Below are 18,131 nucleotides of genomic sequence, written 5' to 3'. Positions count from 1 at the left end.
TTGGGGGCGGGCGCCGGGGGGGGTGGGGGGGGGGGGGGGGGGGGGTCCGGCGTCCCCCGCCCGCCGCCGTTCACTGGCCCTGGACGGGCAGTTCCTTCAGCTGGATGTTGCGGAAGGAGACCTGGTCGTCGGCGCCGTGGTTCTGCAGGCCGATGTAGCCGTCGGTCAGGCTCCGCTCGGGGTCCTTGTTGGTGAAGTCGTTGATCTTGACTCCGTTGAGGAACACCTGGAGGCGTTCGCCCTGGACCTTGATCTCGTAGGAGTTCCACTGGCCGGGGGGCCGCAGGACCTGGTCACGGGCCTTGATGTTCGCCGACTTGAACGAGTAGACGGATCCCGTGGTGCGGTCGGGGGCGTCGGTGGCGTCGATCTGGATCTCGTAGCCCTTGTTCACGGCGGACCAGGGGTCGTCGGAGGCGGGGAAGCCCACGAAGATCCCGGAGTTGTCGTCGCCCCGCATCTTCCAGTCGAGCTTGAGGGAGTACGACTTCAGCTCCTTGGCCTGGTACCAGAGCAGGCCCATGCCGCCCTCGGTCTCCAGGGTGCCGTCCTTGACGTGGAACGTGCCGGGCCCGGCCTGCTTCCAGCCGTCCAGGGTCCGGCCGTTGAAGATCTTCCGGTAGTCCTTGCTCGGCTTGCAGTCCGCCTTGACCTGGCCGGTGGCGTACTGCAGGCCGCCGAGCAGGTGGGCGCGGAAGGCCTCGTCCGCGTAGGACTCCTTGGTGTGGCCGCCGCCGGTGTAGAAGGACCGGCCGCCGCCGTAGCTCTGGCACCAGGCGATCGGGTGGTCGCCCTTCATGGTGCCGCCCTGGTAGGTGGTCTCGTCCAGGGTGGCGAGGACCTTGGCCTTCTCCCGCGGGTTGGTGCGGTAGTTGTACCACTCGTCGGTGCGCTCCCAGGCGTCGTCCAGGTGCGCGGTCGAGGGGTGGTCGTGGTCCTCGACGCGGACGGTGGCCTTCTGGATGGCCGGGTGGGACTGGAAGTAGGCGCCGACGAGTCCGCCGTAGAACTCCCAGTCGTACTCGGTGTCGGCGGCCGCGTGGATGCCCATGTAGCCCCCGCCGCCGGCGACGTAGTCCTCGAAGGCCTTCTGCTGCTCGGCGTTCAGCACATCGCCGGTGGTGGACAGGAAGGCCACGGCGTCGTACTTGGCGAGGTTGGTCGTGGTGAACTGCCGTGCTTCCTCGGTGGCGTCGACGGTGATGCCGGCCGGGCCGCCGAGTTCCTTCAGGGCGGTGATGCCCGCCGGGATGGAGTCGTGCCGGAAGCCGGCGGTCTTGGAGAAGACCAGGACCTTCTTGCCGCCCTTGAACGGTTCCTTGGAGAACTCGAAGTCGTCGACGTCGTACAGCGCGCCGTCGCCGCCCTTGAACACCAGGTAGATGTCGGTGGTCTTCTTCGGCAGTGACCGCAGCGGTACGTCGACGTTCTGGAAGGTCTCCCAGCCGCCGGTGGGCGGGATGTACGCCGAGCCGTGCAGCGGTCCCTCGGGAGAGCCGGTGCGCAGTTCGACGAAGCCGCCCGCGCCGCCGGAGGAGGCCCGCACGGTCATCTTCCTCTCACCGTTGAACCGGTAGGGGGAGAAGGAGATCCAGTCGCCGTCGTTGATTTCGCCGACGGTCTTGCCGCCGTTGGCGCCGGTCTTGGTGATGACGGAGACGCCCGACTGGGTGGTGAAGTGCTCTCCCTGGCGGTGCAGCGGCTGGAGCACGGTGCGGGCGGTGCCGGTCAGGGCCTCCTGGCCGTTCGCCCCGCCGTCGGTGTAGCTCGCGCCGACGACGCCGTAGATGTTGGCGTTGGGGTCGTGGCCGCCGTCGCCGGGGGGCGGTGTCAGGGTGCCCTCGCAGCCCATCTCACTGGTCAGTTCGTGGGCGTGGGAGTCGTGGCCGAGGCTGTAGGTGACCTTGACCTTGGAGCAGTCGACGGTCTCCTCGGGGTCGGTGACCTTCACCTTGAACGGGACGGGCTTGCCGAATGCGGCCATGCTGCCGTTGCCCGGGGTCTCGATCGTCACCTTCGGCTCGGTGTTGCCGACGACGATCCGGACGCTGGCGTTGCCGGTGTTGCCCTCGGGGTCCTTGGCGGTGAAGGTGGCGCTGTAGGTGCCGACCTTCTTGTAGGTGTGGGTGGGGGTGAGGCCCTCGCCCTTGGTGCCGTCGCCGAAGTCCCAGCTGTAGGTGAGGCCCGTGGAGTCGGCGTCCTTGGCGGAGGCGGTGAACTTGACCTTCAGGCCGGCCGCCCCGGATGTCCGGTCGGCGCTGACCTCGGCGATCGGGGAGAAGCCGTCCTCGGCGTTCTCGATGCGGTACAGCGCGGAGTCCTTGTCGCCCTGGAACCAGGAGAGGCCGTAGTCGAGGACGTAGAGGGCGCCGTCGGGGCCGAACTCCATGTCCATGATCTGGGTGCCGGTCCAGGGGAAGTCGTTGATCTTCGCGACGGAGCCGTCCGCGTTCTGCTCGATCCGCTTGATCCAGCGGCGCCCGAACTCACCGGCGAAGAAGTCGCCGTCGTAGGCCTCGGGGAACTTCACGCTGGAGTTCAGCTCGGGGTCGTAGCGGTAGACCGGGCCGCCCATCGGGGACTCGGAGCCGCTGCCGAACTCGGGCACGGAGCCGCCGTCGTACGGGATCCAGGCGGCCTGCGCGGGCGGCAGGTCGGTGAGGCCCGTGTTGTGCGGCGAGGTGTTCTTCGGGGCGTCGCAGTCGAAGGTCTCGCCGGACTCCTTGGTGGCGAAGTCGTAGTCGACGTACGGGTCGTTGGCGCCGGTGCAGAAGGGCCAGCCGAAGTTGGCGGCCTTGGTGACCTTGGCGAACTCGACCTGACCGCCCGGGCCGCGCTTGGGGTCGGCGGCGCCGGCGTCGGGGCCGTAGTCGCCCACGTAGACGGTGCCGGTCTTGTCGTCGACGCTCATGCGGAACGGGTTGCGGAAGCCCATCGCGTAGATCTCGGGGCGGGTCTTCTCGGTGCCCGGCGCGAAGAGGTTGCCCTCCGGGACGGTGTAGGAGCCGTCCTCGGCGACCTTGATGCGCAGGATCTTGCCGCGCAGGTCGTTGGTGTTGCCGGCGCTGCGGCGGGCGTCGAAGGCCGGGTTGCGGTTCGGCCGGTCGTCGATCGGGGTGTAGCCGTCGGAGGCGAAGGGGTTGGTGTCGTCGCCGGTCGACAGGTAGAGGTTGCCGTCCGCGTCGAAGTCGATGTCGCCGCCGACGTGGCAGCAGGTGCCCCGGGAGGCCGCGACGTCCAGGACCTTCTTCTCGCTGGACAGGTTCAGTGTGCCGTTGGGGTTGAGGACGAAGCGCGAGAGGCGGTTGACGCCGTCGAACTTCTTGAAGTCGTCGGCGGTTCCGGTCTCCGGGGCGTCGCCCGCCGGGGTGTCGAGCGGCGGGGCGTAGTACAGGTAGATCGCCCGGTTGTTCTTGAAGTCCGGGTCGATGCCGACGCCCTGGAGGCCTTCCTCGTCGTGGCTGTACACGTCGAGCTTGCCGGCGACCTTGGTGACGCCGCCCTGGTCGGTGAGGCGCAGCGTGCCGTCGCGTGAGGTGTGCAGGACGCTGCGGTCCGGGAGGACGGCGAGCGACATGGGCTCGCCCGTCTCGGGTTCGCCCTTGGCGAGCGGCACCTGCTGGAACTGGCCCTCGGCGGCCGCCGGTTCGTCGTGCTCCGGGTGCCCGGGGTGGGCGCCGGCGACGGTGGCGGGGGTTCCGACGGCGAGAAGCAGGCCGGTGAACAGGGCGACAGTGGTGCGTAGTCCGGTACGCCTGGGGATGCGGGTGCTTCTGGATCCGGTTCTGTGCACGAAGTCCCTCCGGGAACGGGGTGGGGCCGTACGGGATGGGTGCGAAGCGTGCGGTGCGGGCGCCGGGGTGCGCCGTCACCCCGGAGGCGGGCGTGCCTCGAGCAGGTCAAGGCAGGTCGGAGTGGTGAACCCGTGGTTCAGCTGTTGAAGGCGGCGTCGAAGGACGCGCTGGGTGGTTCGAAGTCGAAGGCCTTGAGCCGGGTCAGGGCCTCGGGCGCCCCCTGGAGCCGGTCCATGCCGGCGTCCTCCCATTCGACGGAGACGGGGCCCGTGTAGTCGATGGAGCGCAGCATGCGGAAGACGTCCTCCCAGGGCACGTCTCCGTGTCCGGCGGAGACGAAGTCCCAGCCGCGCCGCGGGTCGCCCCAGGGCAGGTGGGAGCCGAGCCGGCCGTTGCGGCCGTCGAGGCGCTTGCGGGCCTCCTTGCAGTCGACGTGGTAGATCCGGTCGCGGAAGTCCCAGAGGAAGCCGACCGGGTCGAGGTCCTGCCAGACGAAGTGCGAGGGGTCGAAGTTGAGGCCGAAGGCGGGACGCCGGCCGACGGCTTCCAGGGCCCGCTGCGTGGTCCAGTAGTCGTAGGCGATCTCGCTGGGATGGACCTCGTGGGCGAACCGCACGCCCTCGGTGTCGAAGACGTCCAGGATCGGGTTCCAGCGGTCGGCGAAGTCCTGGTAGCCGCGTTCGATCATCGACTCGGGCGCGGGCGGGAACATGGCGACCAGGTGCCAGATGGCGGAGCCGGTGAACCCGATGACGGTGTTCACGCCGAAGGCGGCCGCGGCCCGGGCGGTGTCCTTCATGCGTTCGGCGGCCCGCTGCCGGACACCCTCCGGGTCTCCGTCGCCCCACACGTCGCCCGGCAGGATGGCCAGGTGGCGTTCGTCGATGATGGCGTCGCAGACGGCCTGCCCGACCAGGTGGTTGGAGACGGCCCAGCACGTGAGTCCGTACTTGTCGAGCAGGGCCCGGCGGCCGTCCAGGTACGACGGGTCGGCCAGTGCCTTGTCGACTTCGAAGTGGTCCCCCCAGCAGGCGAGTTCGAGGCCGTCGTAGCCGAAGTCGCGGGCCAGGCGGCAGACCTCCTCCAGGGGCAGGTCCGCCCACTGGCCGGTGAAGAGCGTGAAGGTGCGGGGCATCGGTACAGGCCCTCCTCAGACCGCGATCGGCGTGTAGACGGAGTTCTTCTCGGCGCTCTCCTCGACCGCCGCGAGCACGCGCTGCACCTGCAGCCCGTCGGCGAAGGAGGGTTCGGGGCGGCGTCCCTCGGCGATGGCGTGCACGAGGTCGCGGGCCTGGTGGACGAAGGTGTGCTCGTAGCCGAGGCCGTGGCCCGGCGGCCACCAGGCCTCCAGATAGGGGTGGTCGGGTTCGGTGACGAGGATCCGCCGGAACCCTGCCTCCGCACCGGGCTCGGTGGCGTCGTGGAAGGACAGTTCGTTGAGCCGCTCCAGGTCGAAGGCGAGCGAGCCGCGTTCCCCGTTGAGTTCGATGCGCAAGGCGTTCTTGCGGCCGGTGGCGTAGCGGGTGGCCTCGAAGGAGGCGAGGGCACCGGAGGGGAAGCGGGCCGTGAAGAGGGCGGCGTCGTCGACGGTGACCTGCCCGGTGCCGGCGGAGGTGACGGCGGACAGGCCGCTCGTGGCGCCGGTGGGCAGGGGCCGCTCCCGGACGAAGGTCTCCGTCAGCGCGGAGACACCGGCCAGCGGCTCCCCCACCAGATACTGCGCGAGGTCGACGATGTGCGCGCCCAGGTCGCCGAGCGAGCCGGAGCCGGCCTGCTCCTTGCGCAGCCGCCAGGTCAGCGGGAAGCGGGGGTCGACCAGCCAGTCCTGGAGGTACGTCACGCGCACGTGCCGCAGCCTGCCCAGCCGGCCCTCGGCGACCATGCGGCGGGCCTGGGCGGTGGCGGGCACCCGGCGGTAGTTGAAGCCGACCATCGCCACCTGGCCTCGTGTGTGGGCCTGCTCGGCCGCCAGCGCCATCGAGGTGGCCTCCTCGACGGTGTTGGCCAGCGGCTTCTCGCACAGGACGTGCTTGCCCGCGGCCAGGGCGGCCAGGGCGATCTCGGCGTGGCTGTCGCCGGGGGTGCAGATGTCGACGAGGTCGACGTCGTCCCGTTCGACGAGGGCCCGCCAGTCGGTCTCGGTGGACTCCCAGCCGTGCCGGTCGGCCGCGGCCCGGACGGCGGTGGCGTCCCGGCCGCAGATCACGGCCTGCACGGGGTTCAGCGGCAGGTCGAAGACGCGGCCCGCGGTGCGCCAGCCCTGGGAGTGGGCGGCGCCCATGAAGGCGTAGCCCACCATCCCCACACGCAGGGGTGGCTTGCCTTTCTCGGTCCCTTCCGACTGCTGCTGCGGCTGTCCCATACGGGTGTCCTCCTCGTCCTGGTCGGGGTGGCGCACGTGGGGGGTGCGGGGCGGCTCACTTGAAGCCGGTGGACATGTACTGGTCGACGTTGGTCTTGTCGACGACGGCCGAGTAGAGGGTGAGCGACGAGGGGATCTCGAACTCGGCGAGGCCCCCGATGCCCTTGCCCTGGCCGAGGGCGCGGGCCAGGTCGATCGCGGAGGCGGCCATGGTCGGCGGGTACAGCACGGTCGCCTTGAGCACGCCGTCGTCCTGCTTGATGGCCTGGAACGCGGAGAGCGCACCGGCGCCACCGACCATGAGGAAGTCGTCGCGCCCGGCCTGCTCGATGGCGCGCAGCGCACCCACGCCCTGGTCGTCGTCGTGGTTCCACAGCGCGTCGAACTTCGACTGGGCCTGGAGCAGCTGGGCCATCTTGGCCTGGCCGGACTCGACGGTGAACTCGGCGGCCTGCCGGGCGACCTTCTTGATGTTGGGGTAGTTCTTCAGGGCGTCGTCGAAGCCCTGGGTGCGCTGTTTGGTGAGCTCCAGGTTGTCCAGGCCCGCCAGTTCGATGACGCGGGCCCCGGACTTGCCCTTGAGTTTCTCGCCGATGTAGTGCCCGGCGTTGAGGCCCATGCCGTAGTTGTCGCCGCCGATCCAGCAGCGGTAGGCCTGCGGGGAGTTGAAGATGCGGTCGAGGTTGACGACCGGGATGCCGGCACGCATCGCCTTCAGGCCGACCTGGGTGAGGGCCTTGCCGTCGGCGGGCAGCACGACCAGGACGTCGACCTTCTTGTTGATGAGGGTCTCGATCTGGCCGATCTGCTGGGCGGTGTCGTTGGAGCCCTCGGTGATCTCCAGGGTGACGTCGGAGTACTTCTCGGCGCGGCTCTTGGCGTTGTCGTTGATGGCGTTGAGCCAGCCGTGGTCGGCCTGTGGTCCGGCGAAGCCGATGGTGACCTGCTTGCCGGGCTTGTCGTCGGCGGCCGGCCGGCCGTTGCCGGCCGGTTCGTCCTCGGATGCGGACGGCTCGTTGCTCGTGCACCCCGTGAGGAGGGCACCGGCGGAGACGGCGGCGGCTCCGAAGAGCAGCCCTCTGCGGCTCGCGAACGGTGTGTGCTCTGGCATGGCGGTGAACCCTTTCCCTCAGGTCGTGCTCGCGGTACGGCGCTGGACCAGCACGGCGGCGACGATGATCGCGCCCTTGGCGATCTGCTGGACGTCGCTCTGCAGGTTGTTCAGGGCGAAGATGTTGGTGATGGTGAAGAAGATCAGGACGCCGAGCACGGAGCCGGTGATGGTGCCCCGGCCGCCGGTGAGCAGGGTGCCGCCGATGATCGCGGCGGCGATGGCGTCGAGTTCGTAGAGGTTGCCGTTGGTGTTCTGGCCGGAGCCGGACAGGACGATGAGCAGGAAGGCGGCGATGCCGCAGCACAGCCCCGACAGCAGGTAGAGGTAGAGCCGCTGGCGGCGCACGTGGATGCCGGCGAGCCGGGCGGCCTCCGGGTTGCCTCCGACGGCGACCGTGCGGCGGCCGAAGGTGGTGCGGTTGAGCACCAGCCAGCCGATGACCGTCACGACGGCGAACACCAGGACCAGGGGCGGGATGCCGAGGACGTAGGCGTCGCGCTCCCCCAGGTCGAGGACGGACGGCACCGTGACGATCTGCGTCTTGCCGTCGGTGATCTGCAGGGCGAGGCCGCGGGCGGAGGCCAGCATGGCGAGGGTGGCGATGAACGGCACCATCGAGCCGTAGGCGATGAGCACGCCGTTGACCAGGCCGCAGCCGACGCCGACGACGATCGCCGTGAAGAGGATGCCGGCGAAGCCGTACTCCTGGGTGGCGACGGTGGTCGCCCACACCGAGGCGAGGGCGACGATCGCGCCGACCGACAGGTCGATGCCGCCGGAGACGATGACGAAGGTCATGCCGACGGTGACGACGCCGACCACGGAGGCCTGGGTGAGGACCAGTTGCAGGTTGCGGGTGTCGAGGAACTCGTCGGGCTTGGTGATGCCGCCGACGACGATCAGTGCGGCGAGCACGCCGAGCAGGGAGAGGGTGCGCAGGTCGGCGCGGGCCACGAGGCCGCGCCAGGCCGGGGGCCGGTCCTCGGGCACCTTCGCGGTGCTGTCCCGCGGCGGGGAGACGGGCTGCGTCATGACGCCGGGCTTCCTTCCATGACCAGGTCGAGTACGCGGTGTTCGTCGAGTTCGCGCGCGGGTGCCGTGTGGACGACACGGCCCTCGCGCAGCACCAGCACACGGTCGGCGAGGCCGAGCACCTCGGGCACCTCGCTGGAGACCAGCAGCACGGCGAGGCCCTCGTCGGCGAGCCGGCGGATGACCGCGTAGAGCTCGGCGCGGGCGCCCACGTCGACGCCGCGGGTGGGTTCGTCGAGCAGCAGTACCTTGCAGCCGCGCAGCAGCCAGCGGGCCAGGACGGCCTTCTGCTGGTTGCCGCCGGACAGGGTGCGCACGGGCACGGCCGGGTTGTCGGGCCGCAGCGACAGCTCACGGGTGGCGGCCCGGGCGGCTCCGAGTTCGGCGCCCCGGTCGATCCAGCCGCCGCGCGCGAAGCGGGACATGGAGGAGACCGACACGTTGCGGGTGACGGACTCCAGCATCAGCAGGGCCTGAGCCTTGCGTTCCTCGGGGGCGAGGCCGAGTCCGGCCCGGACGGCGGCCCGTACGCTGCCCGGCTTCAGGGCCCGGCCCCCGACCCGTACCTGACCGGCCGTCGGTTTGCGGGCGCCGTAGACGGTTTCGAGGATCTCGGAGCGGCCCGAGCCGACCAGTCCGGCGAGGCCGACGATCTCGCCCGGCCGGACCTCCAGGTCGAGCGGCTCGAACTCCCCTTGCCTGGACAGTCCCCGGACGGTCAGCACGGGTTCGCCGGGCGGCGGGGAGAGGGGGCGGTCGGGGAAGACGTACTCGACGTTGCGGCCGGTCATCAGGGCGACGACCTCGCGCGTCGGGGTCGATTTCGCCGGGAGTCCGTTCGCCACGGCCCGTCCGTCCTTCAGGACGGTCACCCGGTCGCCGATGCGGCGGATCTCCTCCAGGCGGTGGGAGATGTAGACGACGGCGACTCCGGCGGCGGTCAGGTCGCCGACGATGCGGAAGAGGTTGTCGACCTCGTCCGGGTCGAGGGCCGCGGACGGCTCGTCCATCACGATGAGCCGCACGTCGTGGGAGAGCGCCCGCGCCATGGACACGATCTGCTGCTGGGCCGCCGACAGCCGTCCCACGAGCCGTGCGGGATCGATCTCGGCATGACCGAGTCGCTTCAGCAGCGCGGCCGTCGACGCCCTGGCCGTCCTGCCGCGCACGACGAAGCCCGCGGTGGTCGGCTCGTGCCCGAGGTGGACGTTCTCGGCGACCGACAGGTGCTCCACCAGGTCGAGTTCCTGGTAGATGGTGGCGATGCCGAGCCGCATGGCGTTGATCGGCGAGCGGAGGGTGACCTCCTCGCCGCGCCAGCGGATGCTTCCGGTGTCGGGCTGGTGGGCACCGGCCAGCACCTTGATGAGGGTGGACTTGCCGGCGCCGTTCTGGCCGAGGAGGCAGTGCACCTCACCGGCCTGGACGTCGAGGTCGACGCCGTCGAGGGCCCGGACTCCGGGGAACGACTTGGTGATGCCGGACATGCTGAGCAGCGGTGGTTCTGGTGCCATGCGGATTCCCCTTGGCGGGCGTGCGGGCCGGTTTCAGGGCAGGGCAGAGCAGGGCGCTGTGCTGAGGGAGCCGTGCTGTCGGACGGACTACGCGGGTGAGAACAGGTGGTCGCTGATGAGCCGGACCGCGCCGATCACGCCGGCGGTGGGGCCCAACTCCCCGAGGACGATGGGGAGGTTGCCGGTCGCCAGGGGCAGCGACTGGCGGTAGACCTGGGTGCGGATCGCGGCGAGCAGGGTGTGGCCGAGGCCGGTCACCCCGCCGCCGATCACCACCAGGCCCGGGTTGAAGAAGCTGACCAGGCCGGCGATGACCTGGCCGGTGCGGTTGCCGCCCTCGCGGATCAGGTCGAGGGCGGTGGCGTCACCGGCCGCGGCCGCGGCGGCGACGTCCACGGCGGTGAGCGTGCCGTTGGTGTCCAGCCGCGAGGCCAGTTCGGCGGAGAGCCCCTGCTGGGCGGCCTCCCTGGCGTCGCGGGCCAGGGCGGCTCCACTGAAGTGGGCCTCCAGGCAGCCCCGGTTGCCGCAGGCGCAGGGGCGGCCGTCGGGGACGGCCTGGATGTGTCCGATGTCGCCTGCGCTGCCCGTCGTGCCGCGGTAGACCTCACCGCCGACGACGATGCCGCAGCCGATACCGGTGCCGATCTTGACGCAGAGGAAGTCGGCGACGGTGCGGGCGACGCCCGCGTGCTGCTCCCCCATCGCCATCAGGTTCACGTCGTTGTCGACCATGACCGGGCAGCCGAGTTCCTGGCTGAGCGCCTCCCGCACGGGGAAGCCGTCCCAGCCGGGCATGATCGGCGGTGCCACCGGGATGCCCTCGGGGAAGCGGACCGGGCCGGGGACGCCGATGCCGGCGCCGTCGAACCCCTCCGCGAGCCCGGAGGCTCTCAGCTTCGCGGCCATGGCCAGGACCTGCTCGAAGACCGCGACGGGCCCTTCGCGCACGTCCATGGGCTGGTTGAGGTGCCCGAGGGTCTCCAGCTCGGCGTTGGTGACGGCGACGTCGACCGAGGTCGCGCCGATGTCGACGCCGAGGAAGCGCAGTTCGGGGTTGAGGCGGATGTTGTGGGATCGGCGGCCACCGCGCGAGGCGGCGAGTCCGTCGGCCACGACCAGCCCGGTCTCCAGCAGCCGGTCCACCTCCACGGCCAGCTTGGACCGCGAGAGGTCGACCCGGTCGCCCAGCTGGGCACGGGAGTGGGGGCCGCCGTCGCGCAACAGCTTGAGCAGTCGGGCCTGGTGGGCGTTTCCGGGTCGTGCGGTCATACGTCTCACGAGCCCCTCCCCGCCTCGATCGGCCTGTGCGCGCCGGTTTTCCGCCACCTCGGTGGCTTGCTTTCGGAGGGAACGTAGCAGTGGCTGCCGGGAGTGGGAAGAAGTCGCGCAGGAATTGCCCCGCACTTTCTCCACTCAGTGGACAAAGCAGCGGCGACGCATGCCCTGCCCCACAGGACGGGGCAGGGCAGGGCGAGTTGCGGTACCACGGGCACGCAGGTGCGCCACGAACTCGCACGTGCGCCACGGACTCGCAGGTGCGCCACGGGCTTGCAGGGGCGCCACCTCGCAGTGCGCCACGAACTCGCAGGGGCACCACGGGCTCGCAGGTGCGCCAGGGCCCGCAGGGGCGCCACGGACTCGCAGGGGCGCCACCTCGCAGTGCGCCACGAACTCGCAGGGGCACCACGGGCTCGCAGGTGCGTCAGGGCCCGCAGGGGCGCTACGGGCTCGTAGGAGCGCTACCGGCTCGTTGGGGCGTGCGGCCCCTGGGGGCGCTACTGGCTGCCAGGTGCGCTACGCGCCCGAACGCGCGTGGTACGAGCGGCGCGTGTGCTCGGTGTGTTCGCGCATCAGCCGGGTCGCGCGCTGTTCGTCCCGGTCGGTGACCGCGGCGATCAGTTCGCGGTGCTCGATCCAGGACTGGTGACCGCGTCGGCGGGCCACGGGCGTGTAGTACCAGCGCACGCGCCGGTCGACCTGGGCGGCGAGTTCGGCCAGGACCGCGTTGCCGGCGAGCTCCATGATCTTGGCGTGGAAACGGGCGTTCATGGCGACGGCCCCGTCCACGTCGTCGGCGTCGACGGCCTTCTCGCCCTCCGCGCACAGCGCTTCCAGGGCGGCGATGCCCGCGCTGTCGGCGTTGGCCGCGGCGAGCCGGGCCGCCTCGGCCTCCAGGAGCGTACGGACCGTGAGGAGCTGGTCGGCCTCCTCCTCCGTCGGCTCGTGCACGAACGCGCCCTGGGCGGGCCGCAGATCGACCCACCCCTCGGTGTTGAGCCGCTGCAGCGCCTCGCGCACCGGCTGCCGGGAAACGCCGAGGTGCCCGGCGAGTTCGCTCTCGACGAGATGCTGGCCGGGCTGGAGCGCACGGGTGGTGATGAGTTCGAGCAGTGCCTCGTAGACACGGTCGCGCAGCGGACCCGGGCGTTCCAGCTTGGGTACCGCCCCCTGGGGCAGGCCTGTCGACAGCATCGCGGTCCCCCTCCTCGGCAGGGCCGTGCACAGCGCGGCCCGAGCCGGTGTCGCCGCAGAGTCAGTATTGATTGTCTTTCGTCTACAGTCTACGGCGCACAAGGGCCAGGCTTCGGGCGAGTTGAGCGCGTCACACCACCGGGGACCGGACCGGCTCAGGGGCAGCGGACGACCTGGCCCGCGTACGACAGGTTCCCGCCGAAGCCGAACAGCAGCACCGGGTCGCCCGTGGTGAGCGCGCCCTGCTCGACCAGCTTCGAGAACGCCAGCGGGATGCTCGCGGCCGAGGTGTTGCCGGACTCGGTGACATCGCGTGCGACGACCGCGTTGACGGCGCCGATCTTCTCCGCGAGGGGCTCGATGATGCGCAGGTTCGCCTGGTGCAGGACGACCCCGGCGAGGTCGGCCGGCTCCAGCCCGGCCCGTGCGCAGGCCCGGCGCGCGATGGGCGGGAGTTGCGTGGTGGCCCAGCGGTACACGCTCTGGCCCTCCTGGGCGAAGCGCGGCGGAGTGCCCTCGATGCGCACCGCGTTGCCCATCTCGGGCACCGAGCCCCACAGCACCGGCCCGATGGCCGGCTCGTCCGCGGCCTCCACCACCGCGGCGCCGGCTCCGTCACCGACGAGCACACACGTGGTGCGGTCGCTCCAGTCGGTCACCTCGGACATCTTGTCGGCCCCGATGACCAGCACCCGGCTCGCGCCCCCCGCGCGGACGGCGTGGTCGGCGGTGGCCAGGGCGTGGGTGAAGCCGGCGCACACGACGTTGAGGTCCATGGTCGCGGCCTGCGGGATGCCCAGGCGGGCCGCCACCCGGGCGGCCATGTTGGGCGAGCGGTCGACGGCGGTGGAGGTCGCGACCAGGATCAGGTCGATGTCCGCGGGAGCCAGCCCGGCCCCGGCGAGCGCCTTGGCGGCGGCGTGGCCGGCCAGCTCGTCGACCGGCTCGTCGGGTCCGGCGATGTGCCGCGTGCGGATGCCCACCCGGCTCCGGATCCACTCGTCACTGGTGTCGACCCGGCCCGCCAGGTCCTCGTTGGTGAGCACCTTGGCGGGCTGGTAGTGGCCGACGGCGGCGATGCGCGAGCCGTTCATTGGGTGGATCCCCCTCGTTGCCTTGGGTAGCGGATCCACCAGTCTGATCAGTGACTCACGGGTACGACGGCAGCCAAGGCGACAGGAAACCGGCGCTCGGGTTGTCAGCTTCGGTCAGGAGCTCGGACGCCCGGACACCTGTCGAACGCCCACCCGGCGCACCGGCGCCCCGCCGGGCGGGCAGCTCCGGCCCTACCCGGTGAACAGCTGTGTCGCCTTGCGGACGAGCTCGTACAGCCCGTAGGCGAGCGGTAGGCCCACCCACGCCCAGGCGAGGGCGATCAGCCACCGCCGGTCCGGGCTAGGCGGACTCTGACTGCTGTCGCTCGACATGGGCTGCCTCCTTCGGGGCGGGGACGTGGTGGCGGGGGTCGACGGGACGGACCAGTTCGTTGGCGACGAAGCCGACGACGAGCAGGCCGATCATGATGGCGAACGACAGCCCGTACAGGGACGCGCCGTGCCGGCCCGCCTCCTCCTGCCGGTCGGCGATCCAGTTCACGATCAGCGGGCCGAGCACCCCGGCCGTGGACCAGGCGGTGAGCAGCCGCCCGTGGATGGCACCCACCTGGTACGTACCGAACAAATCCTTCAGATAGGCGGGAACCGTGGCGAATCCACCGCCGTAGAAGGAGAGGATGACCAGGGCGCACAGGACGAACAGCGGGGTGGAGGAGTCGCCGAACAGGGCGAGGAGGGCGTACATCAGGGCGCCGACGCCCAGGTAGACGCGGTAGATGTTCTTGCGGCCGATGAGGTCGGACGTCGAGGACCAGCCGATGCGATCCGCCATGTTCGCCGCCGACAGCAGCGCGACGAATCCGGCGGCGGCCGTCACCGACACCGGTGTGGAGGTGTCCGCGAAGAAGTCCGTGATCATCGGCGCGGCCTTCTCCAGGATGCCGATGCCCGCGGTGACGTTCATGCAGAGCACGATCCACAGCAGCCAGAACTGCGGTGTACGGAGGGCCTGTTTCGCTGAGACCTGCGGGCCGGCCAGGACACCGGGACCGCTCTCGGCGGGCTTGTCGCTGCGGGGCACCCGCACCAGCAGCACGCCCAGCAGCATGAACACGGCGTACGACAGCCCGTGCACCAGGAAGGCGAGGGCGATGCCGGAGCTGTCGCCGCCGAAGGCCTCCAGCATCCGGGCCGACCAGGGTGAGGCGATGAGCGCGCCGCCGCCGAAGCCCATGATGGCGATGCCGGTGGCCATGCCGGGCCGGTCCGGGAACCACTTGATCAGGGTGGAGACGGGCGAGATGTAGCCGATGCCGAGACCGATGCCGCCGACGAAGCCGTAGCCGAGGACGATCAGCCAGTACTGCTCCACGAACGCGCCCAGCGCGGAGAGCAGGAAGCCGGAGGAGAAGCAGAGCAGGGCGACGGTCATCGCCCAGCGGGGACCGTTGCGCTCCACGAGGGTGCCGCCGAACGCGGCGGACAGGCCCAGCATGACGATGCCCAGCTGGAAGGGCAGCGCGCTCTGCGTGCCACTGAGGCCGAGGGCGGACTCCAGGGGCGGCTTGAACACGCTCCAGGCGTAGGCCTGGCCGATGGAGAGATGTACGGAGAGAGCGGCGGGCGGAACGAGCCATCGGCTCCAGCCCGGGGGCGCGACGGGGGGACTCATGAACCCCGGACGGTAGGGATCTGCACGGGAGTTGGAAAGACGGGCCGTCGACCGAATGCGGTGAACGGTATCCGGCCTGCGCCGAACGGTCGGCGCGCGCACCCTTGCCCACCCAACCTCCATACTGTAGACAATATTTCGTCGACACGTTCCGGTCAGAGCCGGTCCCACTCCCCCCACCTCCGCGGTATCCCTCAAACCGAACGGAGTGTTCCCGTGAAAGTCGCAGTTCTCGGCGCCGGTGCCATCGGTGCCTACGTCGGCGCCGCGCTCCACCGCGCGGGTGCCGAGGTGCATCTCATCGCCCGTGGACCGCATCTGGCGGCCATGAGGCGGCACGGAGTCCGGGTGCGCAGTCCACGCGGTGACTTCACCGCGCACCCCCACGCCACCGACGATCCGGCCGAAGTCGGCCCGGTCGACCATGTGTTCCTGGGCCTGAAGGCCCACGCGTACGCGGCGTGCGGGCCGCTGATCGCGCCCTTGCTGCACGAGACGACGTCGGTCGTCGCGGCCCAGAACGGCATCCCCTGGTGGTACTTCCACCGGCACGGCGGCCCGTACGACGGCCGTCGTGTCGAGAGTGTCGACCCGGGCGGCGCGGTCAGTGCGGTGCTCGCGCCGGAACGGGCTGTCGGCTGTGTCGTCTACGCGGCGACCGAACTCGAAGGGCCGGGCGTCGTACGTCACTTGGAGGGCACACGGTTCTCCATCGGCGAGCCGGACCGCAGCCGCTCCGCGCGCTGCCTCGCGTTCAGCGAGGCCATGCAGGCGGGCGGGCTGAAGTGCCCGGTCGAGCCGGACCTGCGCGGCGACATCTGGGTCAAGCTGCTGGGCAACATCTCCTTCAACCCGATCAGCGCCCTGGCCCGCGCGACCATGCGGCAGATGTGCCTGCACGGCGGCACCCGCAGGGTCATCGAGATCATGATGACCGAGACACTGGCGGTGGCCGAGGCCCTCGGCTGCGAGGTCGGAGTCTCCGTCGAGCGCCGGCTCGCGGGCGCCGAGCGGGTCGGCGACCACCGCACCTCCACCCTCCAGGACCTGGAGCGCGGCAAGCCGCTCGAACTCGACGTGCTGCTCGCGGCGGTCGTCGAACTGGCGGAGATCACCGGCGTGGAGGTGCCCACCCTGCGCACCGTGCACGCCATCTCGGACCTGCTCGCGCTGAGGAGCGCCGCATGAGGAAACGCGACCGGACCCCCACGACCTACACCCGGCTCACCCACCCGCTCGTCCGGGACTCCCGCGACGAGCCGTTCCGGCAGGCCACCTGGGAGGAGGCCCTGGACCGGGCCGCCCGCGGCCTCGGGCGCAACCGCGGCGCCTTCGGGATGTTCAGCTGCGCCCGTGCCACCAACGAGATGAACTACGTGGCGCAGAAGTTCGCCCGGGTCGTCATGGGCACCAACAACGTCGACTCCTGCAACCGCACCTGCCACGCCCCGAGCGTGGCGGGGCTGTCGGCGGCGTTCGGCTCGGGCGGCGGGACGTCGTCGTACGAGGAGATCGAGCACACCGACGTCATCGTGATGTGGGGCTCCAACGCCCGGTTCGCGCACCCGATCTTCTTCCAGCACGTGCTGAAGGGGATCAGGAACGGCGCCCGGATGTACGCGGTCGATCCGCGCCGGACGTCGACCGCCGAGTGGGCGGAGAGCTGGATGGGGCTCAACGTCGGCACGGACATCCCGATGGCGCACGCGATCGGCCGCGAGATCATTCACGCGGGACTCGCCAACCAGGCGTTCATCGAGCGGGCCACCACCGGCTTCGAGGAGTACCGGGCCCTGGTCGAGCCGTGGACGCTGTCGCTCGCCGAGAAGGTGACGGGCGTACCGGCCGCGGCGATCCGGGAGCTGGCGCACGCCTACGCCCGCGCCGAGCGCGCCCAGTTGTGCTGGACCCTCGGCATTACCGAGCACCACAACGGCACCGACAACGTCCGCGCCCTGATCAACCTCTCGCTGCTCACCGGGCACGTCGGCCGCTACGGCTCGGGCCTGCAGCCGCTGCGCGGGCAGAACAATGTGCAGGGCGGCGGCGACATGGGCGCGATCCCCAACCGGCTGCCCGGCTTCCAGGACATCCTCGACCCGGACACCCGGCTGAAGTTCGAGTCGGCCTGGGACACCGTCATCCAGCCGCACTACGGCCTGAACCTCACCGAGATGTTCGAGGCCATGGAGGACGGCACGCTGAGGGCCGTCTACTGCATCGGCGAGAACCCGGCGCAGTCCGAGGCGGACAGCGAGCAGGCCGTGCGGCGGCTGGGGGCCCTGGACTTCCTGGTCGTGCAGGACATCTTCCTGACGAAGACGGCCCAGCTCGCGGACGTCGTCCTGCCGGCCACCGCCGGCTGGGCGGAGACGGACGGCACGACCACCAACAGCGAGCGGCGGGTCCAACGCGTCCGCAAGGCCGTCACCCCGCCCGGCGAGGCCCGCGAGGACATCGACATCCTCTGCGACCTCGCGGCCCGGCTCGGGCACGACTGGAAGTACGCCGACGCCGAGACGGTGTGGAACGAACTGCGGTCCGTCTCGCCCGACCACCACGGCATGACCTACGAGCGCCTGGAGGAGCACCAGGGCATCCAGTGGCCCTGCCCGAGCACGGACGGGCTCGAATCGACCTATCTGCACGGCCGGTTGTGGGAGACCGACCCCGCCCGGCGGGGCCCGCTCGCGCCGTTCGGGATCGTGCAGCACGACCCGCCCGTGGACATCACCGACGAGCACTACCCGATCCGGCTCACCACCGGGCGGCGGCTCGACTCGTACAACACCGGTGTGCAGAGCGGTGGTTACGCCTCGCCGCTGCGGCGCGGCGAGTTCGTCGAGCTGTCCCCGGAGGACGCCGAGCGCTACGGGGTCGTGGTCGGCGAGCACGTCCAGGTGACGTCGCGGCGCGGGTCGGTGACCGCGCCCGTGTGGGTGGACACCGCGCTGCGGCCGGGGCTCGCCTTCATGACCATGCACTTCCCCGACGAGGTGGACACCAACGCCCTGACGATCGAGGCGAACTGCCCGATCGCGGGGACGGCGGAGTTCAAGGCGTCGGCGATCCGGATCGAGAAGCTGCCCATCGCGACCATCGTGGGGTGAGAGCAC

Annotated in this window: 13 protein-coding genes; 2 read left to right on the top strand and 11 right to left on the bottom strand. The window is 70.8% G+C overall.

All coding sequences use genetic code 11. The annotated features are described in order from the left end of the window. Positions 1–70: 70 nt before the first annotated feature. The 11 genes from ACFV20_RS09670 to ACFV20_RS09620 form a co-directional block, all read right to left on the bottom strand. The gene (locus ACFV20_RS09670; RefSeq protein WP_385654445.1) at positions 71–3,793 is read right to left on the bottom strand and encodes a ThuA domain-containing protein; all 3,723 of its coding nucleotides are present in this window, start codon (positions 3,791–3,793) and stop codon (positions 71–73) included. A 137-nt stretch (positions 3,794–3,930) separates the two neighbouring features. Next, positions 3,931–4,929: a sugar phosphate isomerase/epimerase family protein gene (locus ACFV20_RS09665; protein ID WP_385654441.1), complete on the bottom strand. Its 999-nt coding sequence runs from the start codon at positions 4,927–4,929 to the stop codon at positions 3,931–3,933. A gap of 15 nt (positions 4,930–4,944) precedes the next feature. Further along, a complete protein-coding gene (locus ACFV20_RS09660; protein ID WP_385654439.1) occupies positions 4,945–6,156 on the bottom strand; it encodes a Gfo/Idh/MocA family protein in 1,212 nt (403 codons plus the stop codon). 55 nt (positions 6,157–6,211) lie between these two features. Beyond that, positions 6,212–7,267 carry a substrate-binding domain-containing protein gene (locus tag ACFV20_RS09655; protein WP_385654436.1) on the bottom strand — a complete coding sequence of 352 codons (1,056 nt, stop codon included), beginning with the start codon at positions 7,265–7,267 and terminating at the stop codon, positions 6,212–6,214. Positions 7,268–7,285: 18 nt separating this feature from the next. Continuing rightward, entirely contained in the window at positions 7,286–8,302 is a 1,017-nt protein-coding gene (locus ACFV20_RS09650; protein WP_385654434.1) for an ABC transporter permease, read from the bottom strand. Next, entirely contained in the window at positions 8,299–9,816 is a 1,518-nt protein-coding gene (locus ACFV20_RS09645) for a sugar ABC transporter ATP-binding protein (RefSeq protein WP_385654432.1), read from the bottom strand. The genes ACFV20_RS09650 and ACFV20_RS09645 overlap by 4 nt, the downstream gene beginning before the upstream one ends. 87 nt (positions 9,817–9,903) lie before the next feature. Continuing rightward, positions 9,904–11,085 (bottom strand): ROK family protein, encoded by a 1,182-nt coding sequence (locus ACFV20_RS09640; protein ID WP_385654429.1) that lies wholly within the window; start codon positions 11,083–11,085, stop codon positions 9,904–9,906. 525 nt (positions 11,086–11,610) lie between these two features. Then, positions 11,611–12,288 (bottom strand): GntR family transcriptional regulator, encoded by a 678-nt coding sequence (locus tag ACFV20_RS09635; RefSeq protein WP_385654425.1) that lies wholly within the window; start codon positions 12,286–12,288, stop codon positions 11,611–11,613. Between the two features lie 155 nt (positions 12,289–12,443). After that, positions 12,444–13,382, bottom strand: a complete 939-nt coding sequence (locus ACFV20_RS09630; RefSeq protein WP_385654423.1) for a beta-ketoacyl-ACP synthase III — start codon at positions 13,380–13,382, stop codon at positions 12,444–12,446. A 192-nt stretch (positions 13,383–13,574) separates the two neighbouring features. Further along, complete coding sequence (locus ACFV20_RS09625; protein ID WP_385654421.1) at positions 13,575–13,715, bottom strand: hypothetical protein; 141 nt, start codon at positions 13,713–13,715, stop codon at positions 13,575–13,577. Then, positions 13,684–15,015 carry an OFA family MFS transporter gene (locus ACFV20_RS09620; protein ID WP_385654418.1) on the bottom strand — a complete coding sequence of 444 codons (1,332 nt, stop codon included), beginning with the start codon at positions 15,013–15,015 and terminating at the stop codon, positions 13,684–13,686. Before ACFV20_RS09620 ends, ACFV20_RS09625 begins: the two co-directional genes overlap by 32 nt. 216 nt (positions 15,016–15,231) lie before the next feature. On the opposite strand from ACFV20_RS09620, the gene ACFV20_RS09615 reads away from it, so the two are divergent. Together ACFV20_RS09615 and ACFV20_RS09610 are read left to right on the top strand one after the other, a co-directional pair. Continuing rightward, positions 15,232–16,203 (top strand): 2-dehydropantoate 2-reductase, encoded by a 972-nt coding sequence (locus ACFV20_RS09615; protein ID WP_385654415.1) that lies wholly within the window; start codon positions 15,232–15,234, stop codon positions 16,201–16,203. Then, positions 16,200–18,125 carry a molybdopterin oxidoreductase family protein gene (locus ACFV20_RS09610; RefSeq protein WP_385654413.1) on the top strand — a complete coding sequence of 642 codons (1,926 nt, stop codon included), beginning with the start codon at positions 16,200–16,202 and terminating at the stop codon, positions 18,123–18,125. Before ACFV20_RS09615 ends, ACFV20_RS09610 begins: the two co-directional genes overlap by 4 nt. Positions 18,126–18,131 lie beyond the last annotated feature (6 nt).

This window comes from Streptomyces sp. NPDC059696, from assembly GCF_042733745.1.
GTDB lineage: Bacteria > Actinomycetota > Actinomycetes > Streptomycetales > Streptomycetaceae > Streptomyces.
The sequence above is the reverse complement of the archived record's forward strand: the minus strand, read 5'-3'. Positions and strand labels throughout refer to the sequence as shown.